Consider the following 8021-nt stretch of genomic DNA (forward strand, 5'->3'; position numbering starts at 1 on the left):
CGATGATCCCTGTCATGCGAGGAAACCGGGTCGTCCCATGCAGCAGAACCATCCACTCTCCGACCCGCGCGTGTTCGCGAGCACGGGACTGGACCGGCTCGGTGCGGTACCGCTCCGGGGCACCGACCCCCGGCAGGTCGGCCCGTTCCAGATCGTCGCCATGCTCGGCGGCGGCGGGATGGGCCGGATCTACCTGGGACGTGACGCGGGCGGCGCTCCGGGGCTGGCGGCGGTCAAGGTGATCCGGCCGGAGTACGCGGACGACTCGCAGTTCCGCCTGCGCTTCGAGCGCGAGGCGGCGTCGCTGGCCAGGGTGCACGGGGAGCAGGCCGCGGTGCTGCTCGGCAGCGGCTTCGACGGCGACCTGCTGTGGATGGCCACCGACTACATTCCGGGACTCAGCCTCTCCGACGCGGTGAAGGAGTACGGCCCGCTGGACGCAGCCGCGACCTGGCGGCTCGCGGCCGACCTGGGTCAGGCTCTCGGAGCGATGGAACGCGTCGGCGTCGTGCACCGCGACGTGAAGCCGTCGAACGTGATCCTCGGTGCCGACGGCTCGCGGGTCATCGACTTCGGTATCTCCCAGGCGGCTGACACCAGCTCGATCACGACCACGGGACAGCAGGTGGGCACTCCCGCCTACATGTCTCCGGAGCAGGTCCGCGGTCTGCCGGTGAGCACCTCCTCGGACGTCTTCGCGCTCGCCTCGGTCCTGGCGTACGCGCTGACCGGGAACGCCCCGTTCGGCGACGGCACCAGCGTTGACGTCCTGCACCGGGTCGCCTTCGAGCCGCCCAAGGAAGAGGTGCTGACGAGGATCGCCGGGATCGACGCCGAGCTGGCGGAACTGGTCGCCGCCTGCCTGGACAAGGACGCGGAGAAGCGGCCAACGCCCGCGTCCGTGGTCGAAGCCGCCGCGTCGCGGCAGGTGCCCGCGCCGTGGTCGGCGACGCTCAGTGCCGCGATCATGACGAGAGTTCAGGTCGCGCTGTCCGTCCAGCAGTTGCCGCTCCAGGCGGAGCCGGTGGGGGACACGGTGCTGCTCTCCGCGCGCGCCCCGGTACCGGCCGCGCCGCAGCCGCAGCCGCAGCCGCAGCGCACCTTCCCCACGGTCCCGCAGGTGCAGCCCGGCTTCGGACCGGCGGCACCATCGCCGCTGTCGCAGCCGCACCCCGTACCGCCGCAGCCGCAGCCGCAGCAGCACCAGCCACAGCAGCACCAGCAGCCGCAGCGCCGCAGCGCGTGGCTGGTCGGTGGAGCGGTGGCCGCCGTGGCCGCCATCGCCACGGTCACGGTTCTGCTCGCGGGCACCTCCGGACACCGGGCCGCCGCCGCAGGTCAGACGGCGAGCGACGGGCCGACCTCGGCGGCAGGTCAGGTGGCCGGCGTCACCGGATCAGCGGCGCCGTCGGCCTCGGCCGCCCCGTCGTCGGCCGGGTCCAGCGCGCCCGCCTCGGCGAGCGCCGGCCACAGCACCACGGCGACCCCTGGTGCAGCGCCCGGCACGTCCGCCGCTCCCTCGAAGTCCTCCGTCACCAGTGCCGCGCCCGCTCCGCGCACCAGCCCCAGCCAGGCCGCGCCCACGTCGGCCGCACCGCCACCCAAGCCAACCCCGCGGGCGCCGGCCGGCTCGGTGTGCACCTACTACTCGGGCAACGCGCTGACCCAGTCCGGGGACAACAACAACCGTGTGGTCGAGGTGCAGTGCATGCTCGACTACCTCCACTACAGCATCGGATCATCGGGCGTGGACGGCCAGTTCGGCCCGGACACCAAGGCGGCCGTGGAGCAGTTCCAGTCGGCCAGGGGCCTCCAGGTGGACGGCCAGGTGGGGCCGATCACCTGGGCGGCGCTGCGCAGCGCCAACTGACAGAGCGGGCCCCCTCGACGTGCGAAGGGGCCCGCTGCTGCTACCGCTGCCGATGCCGCGCCGGTCAGTCCACCTCGGCCACGGCCTGGGAGAACTGGGCCGAGTACAGACGCGAGTACGCGCCGTCCGCGTCCAACAGCTCCGCATGGGTGCCCTGTTCCACGATCGCGCCGTTCTCCATCACCAGGATGGTGTCGGCGTCGCGGATCGTGGAAAGCCGGTGCGCGATGACGAACGCCGTACGGCCGGTCCGCAGCTTGGCCATGGCGCGCTGGATCAGCACTTCGGTACGGGTGTCGACCGAGCTGGTCGCCTCGTCCAGGACCAGGATCGACGGCTCGGCGAGGAACGCCCGGGCGATGGTGATCAGCTGCTTCTCGCCCGCGCTGACGCCGGTGCCCTCGTCGTCGATGACGGTGTCGTACCCCTTCGGCAGGGTGCGGACGAAGCGGTCGACGTGGGCGGCCTTCGCCGCGGCGACGACCTCCGCACGGGTGGCCCCCTCGCGCCCGTAGGCGATGTTCTCGGCGATGGAGCCGCCGAACAGCCAGGTGTCCTGAAGCACCATGCCGATGCCGGCGCGCAGTTCCTCGCGCGACATCTTCGCCACGTCCACCCCGTCCAGGGTGATCCGGCCGCCCGTGACCTCGTAGAACCGCATCAGCAGGTTCACCAGGGTGGTCTTGCCCGCGCCGGTGGGGCCGACGATGGCGACGGTGTGGCCGGGGTCGGCCGTCAGCGAGAGGTCCTCGATCAGCGGCTTGTCCGCGTCGTAGCGGAAGGCCACGTGCTCGAAGGCGACCCGTCCGCGGAGTTCCGTGGGACGCGCCGGCGAGGCGGGGTCGGGATCCTGCTCGGGGGCGTCCAGCAGCTCGAAGACGCGTTCCGCCGAGGCGACGCCGGACTGGAGCAGGTTGGACATGCTGGCGACCTGGGTCAGCGGCTGGCTGAACTGCCGCGAGTACTGGATGAACGCCTGCACGTCACCGATGGACAGCGCACCCGAGGCGACCCGCAGACCGCCCACGACCGCGACCAGCACGTAGTTGATGTTGCCGATGAACATCATGCACGGCTGGATCACTCCGGAGATGAACTGCGCCTTGAAGCTGGAGGCGTAGAGCCTCTCGTTCTGCTCCTTGAACAGCTCGGCGGACTCCTCCTGCCGGCCGAAGACCTTGACCAGGGCGTGCCCGCTATACATCTCCTCGATGTGCGCGTTGAGCCTGCCGGTGGTCTTCCACTGGGCGACGAACTGCGGTTGGGCCCGCTTGCCCACCTTCGCGGCGACGATCGCCGAGGCCGGGATGCTGATCAGCGCGATCAGCGCGAGCATCCAGGAGATGTAGAACATCATGGTGAGTACGCCGACGATGGTCAGCAGCGAGACGATGACCTGACTGAATGTCTGCTGCAGGGTCTGCCCGATGTTGTCGATGTCGTTGGTTACCCGGCTGAGAACCTCGCCGCGCGCCTGCTGGTCGAAGTAGCTGAGCGGCAACCGGGCGATCTTGTCCTCGACGTCGCCGCGCAGCCGCTTGACCGCGCGCTGGAGGGCGCGGTTGGCGAGCCGCGCCTGGATGATTCCGGCGACACCGGAGAGGACGTAGATCGCCAGCACCCAGAGCAGCACGACGCCGACGGCGTGGAAGTCGATGCCCTGGCCAGGGTTGACGTGCATCGAGGCCAGCATGTCGGCCTGCTTGGTCTGGCCTGCGGCCCGTAGGTGGGCGACCGCCCCGGCCTGGGTGGAGCCGGCGGGCAGCTGCTTGCCGAAGACCCCTGCAAGGATCAGGTCGGTGGCGTTCCCGAGGATTTTGGGGCCTATCACGGACAGTGTCACGCTGACGGCGGCGAGCGCCAGCACGCCGCCGATCAGCCCGCGTTCGGGGCGGAGCAGACCGAGCACACGCTTGCCCGACCCCTTGAAGTTCATCGACTTCTCGGTGGGCTGACCGCCCATCATGCGGGCCGGACCGAGCGCCGGGGCCGGGCCGCGGCGCGGTGCGGCGGCGGGCTTCTGGTTGTCGCTCATGCGCCCGCTCCGCTTCGCCGGTGGGTCGCCGCGCGACGTACGCACCTGTTGATTGTTCGCTCGCTTCGCTGGTTCACGCCGCCTCCTCCTCGGTGAGCTGGGAGAGGACGATCTCGCGGTAGGTCGTGTTGCTGTCCATCAACTCGTGGTGGGTGCCGGTGCCGACGACCTCGCCCTCGTCCAGGACGATGATCCGGTCGGCGTCGCGGATGGTGCTGACGCGCTGGGCGACTATCACGACGGTGGCGTCGGCGGTCTCGTGGGCGAGGGCCGCGCGCAGCCGCGCGTCGGTGGCGTAGTCCAGGGCGGAGAAGGAGTCGTCGAAGAGGTAGATCTCCGGGCGGCGCACCAGCACGCGGGCGATGGCGAGGCGTTGGCGCTGCCCGCCGGACACATTGGTGCCGCCCTGGGCGATGGGTGCGTTCAGGCCCTCGGCCAGCTCGGAGACGAAGTCCTTGGCCTGCGCGGTCTCCAGCGCTGCCCAGAGCTCCTCGTCGGTGGCGTCGGGGTTGCCGTAGCGGAGGTTGCTGGCGACGGTGCCGGTGAACAGGTACGGCTTCTGCGGAACCAGTCCGACGGTCCTGGCCAGCAGCACCGGGTCGAGGTCGCGTACGTCCACGCCGTCGACCAGGACGGAGCCGTCGGTGGCGTCGGAAAGCCGGGGAATCAGCGTGAGCAGGGTGGTCTTGCCGCTGCCGGTGCTGCCGATGATCGCGGTGGTCTCGCCGGGGCGGGCGCTGAGGCTGACGTTCCGCAGCACGCAGGACTCGGCGCCGGGGTAGCGGAACTCCGCGCCGCGCAGCTCGAGGAAGCCGGCCCGCCGCAGCTCGCGGACGGGGGCGAGCGGCGGGACGACCGTGGTCTCGGTGTCCAGCACCTCCTGGATCCGCTCGGCGCAGACCTCGGCGCGGGGCACCATCATGAACATGAAGGTCGCCATCATCACCGACATCAGGATCTGCATCAGATAGCTGAGGAACGCGGTGAGCGCGCCGATCTGCATGCCGCCGCTCTCGATGCGGTGCGCACCGAACCACATCACGGCGACGCTGGAGACGTTCACGACCATCATGACCAGCGGGAACATCAGCGCCATCAGCTTGCCGACGCGCACCGCGGTGTCGGTGAGCTCCTCGTTGGCGGTGCCGAAGCGCTCGCGCTCGTGGGTGTCCTTGACGAAGGCCCGGATCACCCGCAGGCCGGTGATCTGCTCGCGCATGATGCGGTTGACGGTGTCGATGCGCTCCTGCATGGAGCGGAACAGCGGGCGCATCCGGCTGACGATCACGCCGATGACCACGCCCAGCACCGGGACGATCGCGACGAGCAGCGAGGACAGCTGCACGTCCTGGTTGAGCGCCAGGATGATGCCGCCGACGCACATGATCGGCGCGGAGACCATCAGCGTGAACGTCATCAGCACCAGCATCTGGACCTGCTGGACGTCGTTGGTGCTGCGGGTGATCAGCGAGGGCGCGCCGAACTGGCCGACCTCGCGGGCGGAGAAGGACTGAACCCGGTCGAAGACGGAGGCGCGCATGTCGCGTCCCAACGCCATCGCGGTGCGCGCTCCGAAGTACACCGCGCCGATGGCGCACACGACCTGGGCCAGCGTCACCGCGAGCATCAGCCCGCCGGTCTGCAGGATGTAGGTGGTGTCACCCTTGATGACGCCGTTGTCGATGATGTCGGCGTTGAGGGTGGGCAGGTAGAGGGTGGCGATGGTCTGGATCAGCTGCAGCAGCACCAGGATGACGATGGGCCTGGTGTAAGGGCCGAGGTGGGCCCGCAGGAGTCGGATCAGCACACGGTTCTCTCAAGGAGGTGGGGCGGAGCGAGGGACGAGGGCAGGCTGGGAGCGATATTTCTGCGTACACCGTACCCGGTTTCCCCTGGCATCGGGAGGGCATCGCTCAAGGTGGCCATGCTAGGTCGCTTACTTGCCGACCGGCAAGTTGATTTCGGGCTCCGCGCACATCACCCCTTACGCGAGCGGCCGGAACGTCCTACTCTGATCGTTGCCCGCTAGTTACTCGTGAGTTAACAAATGTCTCGGCCCGGTAGCTGGGCCCCCGGAGGTAGCCGTGAGCCCCACAGCAGACAGTGCAGCGACGCTCTCCACTGCGACGCTCCCCCAGCCGTCGTTGATCGACGACCGACCTGCCTCCGTGGCGCAGCTGTTCCTGTCCAGGGTCGCGGAGACCCCCGACCGGGAGGCCTACCGCTACCCCGTCCCGGTGGACGAGCACGCCGCCGATGGCGCGCCGGGCGCGGAGCAGTGGCGCTCGCTCACCTGGGGGCAGACGGCGGAGCGAGTCAACGCGGTCGCGGGCGGGCTGATGGCCCTGGGTATCCGGCCGGAGGAACGGGTCGCGATCTCGTGTTCGACCCGGATCGAGTGGATCCTCGCCGACCTCGGCATCATGTGCGCCGGCGCCGCCGTCACCGCCGTCTACCCCAGCACCAACGCCGAGGAGACGGCCTACATCCTGGAGGACTCCGGCAGTCGGGCGGTCATCGCCGAGGACGGTAAGCAGCTCGCCAAGATCCTTTCCGAGATCGGGAGCCTGCCCGAGCTGAAGCACATCGTCACCATCGACGGCAGCAAGCCCGCCGAGCCCAGCGACGCCGTCGAGGTGCTGACGCTCGGAGAGCTCGAGGAGCGCGGGGCCGCGTACCTCAAGGAGCACCCGGACGCGGTGAGCAGCACCGTCGCCGCCATCGACCGCGAGCAGCTCGCCACCCTCATCTACACCTCCGGCACCACCGGCCGGCCCAAGGGCGTGCGCCTCGTCCACGACTGCTGGGCCTACCAGGCTGCCGCGCAGTCCTGTACCGGCCTGCTCAGCGCCGACGACGTGCAGTACCTCTGGCTCCCGCTGTCCCATGTCTTCGGCAAGACCCTCACCTCGGGCCACATCCAGCTCGGCTCGGTCACCGCGGTCGACGGCCGGGTGGACCGGATCATCCACAACCTGCCGGTGGTCCAGCCGACCTACATGGCTTCGGCGCCGCGCGTGTTCGAGAAGGTCTACAACGGCATCGCCGGCCGGGCCCGCGCCGAGGGCGGCGCCAAGTACAAGATCTTCCTGTGGGCCGCCAAGGTCGCCCGCGACTACGCCCGCACCGGCCAGGAGTCGCTGGTGGCGACCGGGACCAAGACCGTCCCGCTCGGCCTGACGCTCCAGCACGCCCTGGCCGACAGGCTCGTCTACGCCAAGATCCGCGCGGCCTTCGGCGGCCGGATGCGCGCCTGCGTCTCCGGCAGCGCCGCCCTCGCCCCCGAGATCGGCTACTTCTTCGCTGGCGCCGGGGTGCACATCCTGGAGGGCTACGGTCTGACCGAGACCAGCGCCGGATCGACCGTCAACCCCGGTGAGAACTACCGCGTCGGCACCGTCGGCACCCCCCTGCCCGGCTCCGAGGTCCGGATCGCGGAGGACGGCGAGATCCTGCTGCGCGGCCCCGGCGTGATGCGCGGCTACCACAACCAGCCCGAGAAGACCGCTGAGGTGCTGGAGCCCGACGGCTGGTTCCACACCGGTGACATCGGCGAGATCGACAAGGACGGCTTCGTCAAGATCACCGACCGCAAGAAGGACATGTTCAAGACCTCCGGCGGCAAGTACGTCGCTCCCAGCGAGGTCGAGGGCCGCTTCAAGGCGGTCTGCCCGTTCGTCAGCAACATCCTGGTGATCGGCAACGGACGCAACTTCTGCACCGCGCTGATCACCCTGGACGAGCCCACCATCATGCAGTGGGCCGGTGCGCACGGCCAGGAGGGGAAGTCCTACGCGGAGGTCTGCTCCTCCGCCGAGGTGCACCAGCTGATCGACGGCTTCGTCCAGCGCCTCAACGGCGACCTGCAGCGCTGGCAGACCATCAAGAAGTTCACCGTCCTGCCGCGCGACCTGGACATCGAGCACGGCGAGCTCACCCCGAGCCTCAAGGTGAAGCGTCCGGTCGTGGAGCGCGAGAACGCCGACGCCATCGCCGCGATGTACGAGGGCGCGAACGAGGCCTAACGGCGTGGTGCTCGATTGAGACTCGGGCGTGCTGGCCTGGCGTGTTGTCCGGTGGGTGATCACCTCTCGGCGGCGCGGTCGGAGACCAGGC

General features: G+C 69.8%; 4 protein-coding genes. 2 read left to right on the plus strand and 2 right to left on the minus strand.

Annotated elements, in window-relative coordinates; genetic code table 11:
• Positions 1 to 37 precede the first annotated feature (37 nt).
• A complete protein-coding gene (locus tag ABIA33_RS26705; protein ID WP_370085085.1) occupies positions 38 to 1870 on the plus strand; it encodes a protein kinase in 1833 nt (610 codons plus the stop codon).
• Positions 1871 to 1934: 64 nt separating this feature from the next.
• Here ABIA33_RS26705 and ABIA33_RS26710 read toward each other — a convergent pair whose 3' ends face one another.
• Both ABIA33_RS26710 and ABIA33_RS26715 read right to left on the minus strand, forming a co-directional pair.
• Positions 1935 to 3905, minus strand: a complete 1971-nt coding sequence (locus ABIA33_RS26710; protein ID WP_370085086.1) for an ABC transporter ATP-binding protein — start codon at positions 3903 to 3905, stop codon at positions 1935 to 1937.
• A 73-nt stretch (positions 3906 to 3978) separates the two neighbouring features.
• Positions 3979 to 5712: an ABC transporter ATP-binding protein gene (locus ABIA33_RS26715; RefSeq protein WP_370085088.1), complete on the minus strand. Its 1734-nt coding sequence runs from the start codon at positions 5710 to 5712 to the stop codon at positions 3979 to 3981.
• A gap of 277 nt (positions 5713 to 5989) precedes the next feature.
• Between ABIA33_RS26715 and ABIA33_RS26720 the strand changes: the two genes are divergently transcribed.
• The gene (locus tag ABIA33_RS26720; RefSeq protein ID WP_370085090.1) at positions 5990 to 7930 is read left to right on the plus strand and encodes a long-chain fatty acid--CoA ligase; all 1941 of its coding nucleotides are present in this window, start codon (positions 5990 to 5992) and stop codon (positions 7928 to 7930) included.
• Positions 7931 to 8021: the final 91 nt, after the last annotated feature.

The sequence above is a fragment of the Streptacidiphilus sp. MAP12-16 genome, from assembly GCF_041262165.1.
GTDB lineage: Bacteria > Actinomycetota > Actinomycetes > Streptomycetales > Streptomycetaceae > Streptacidiphilus.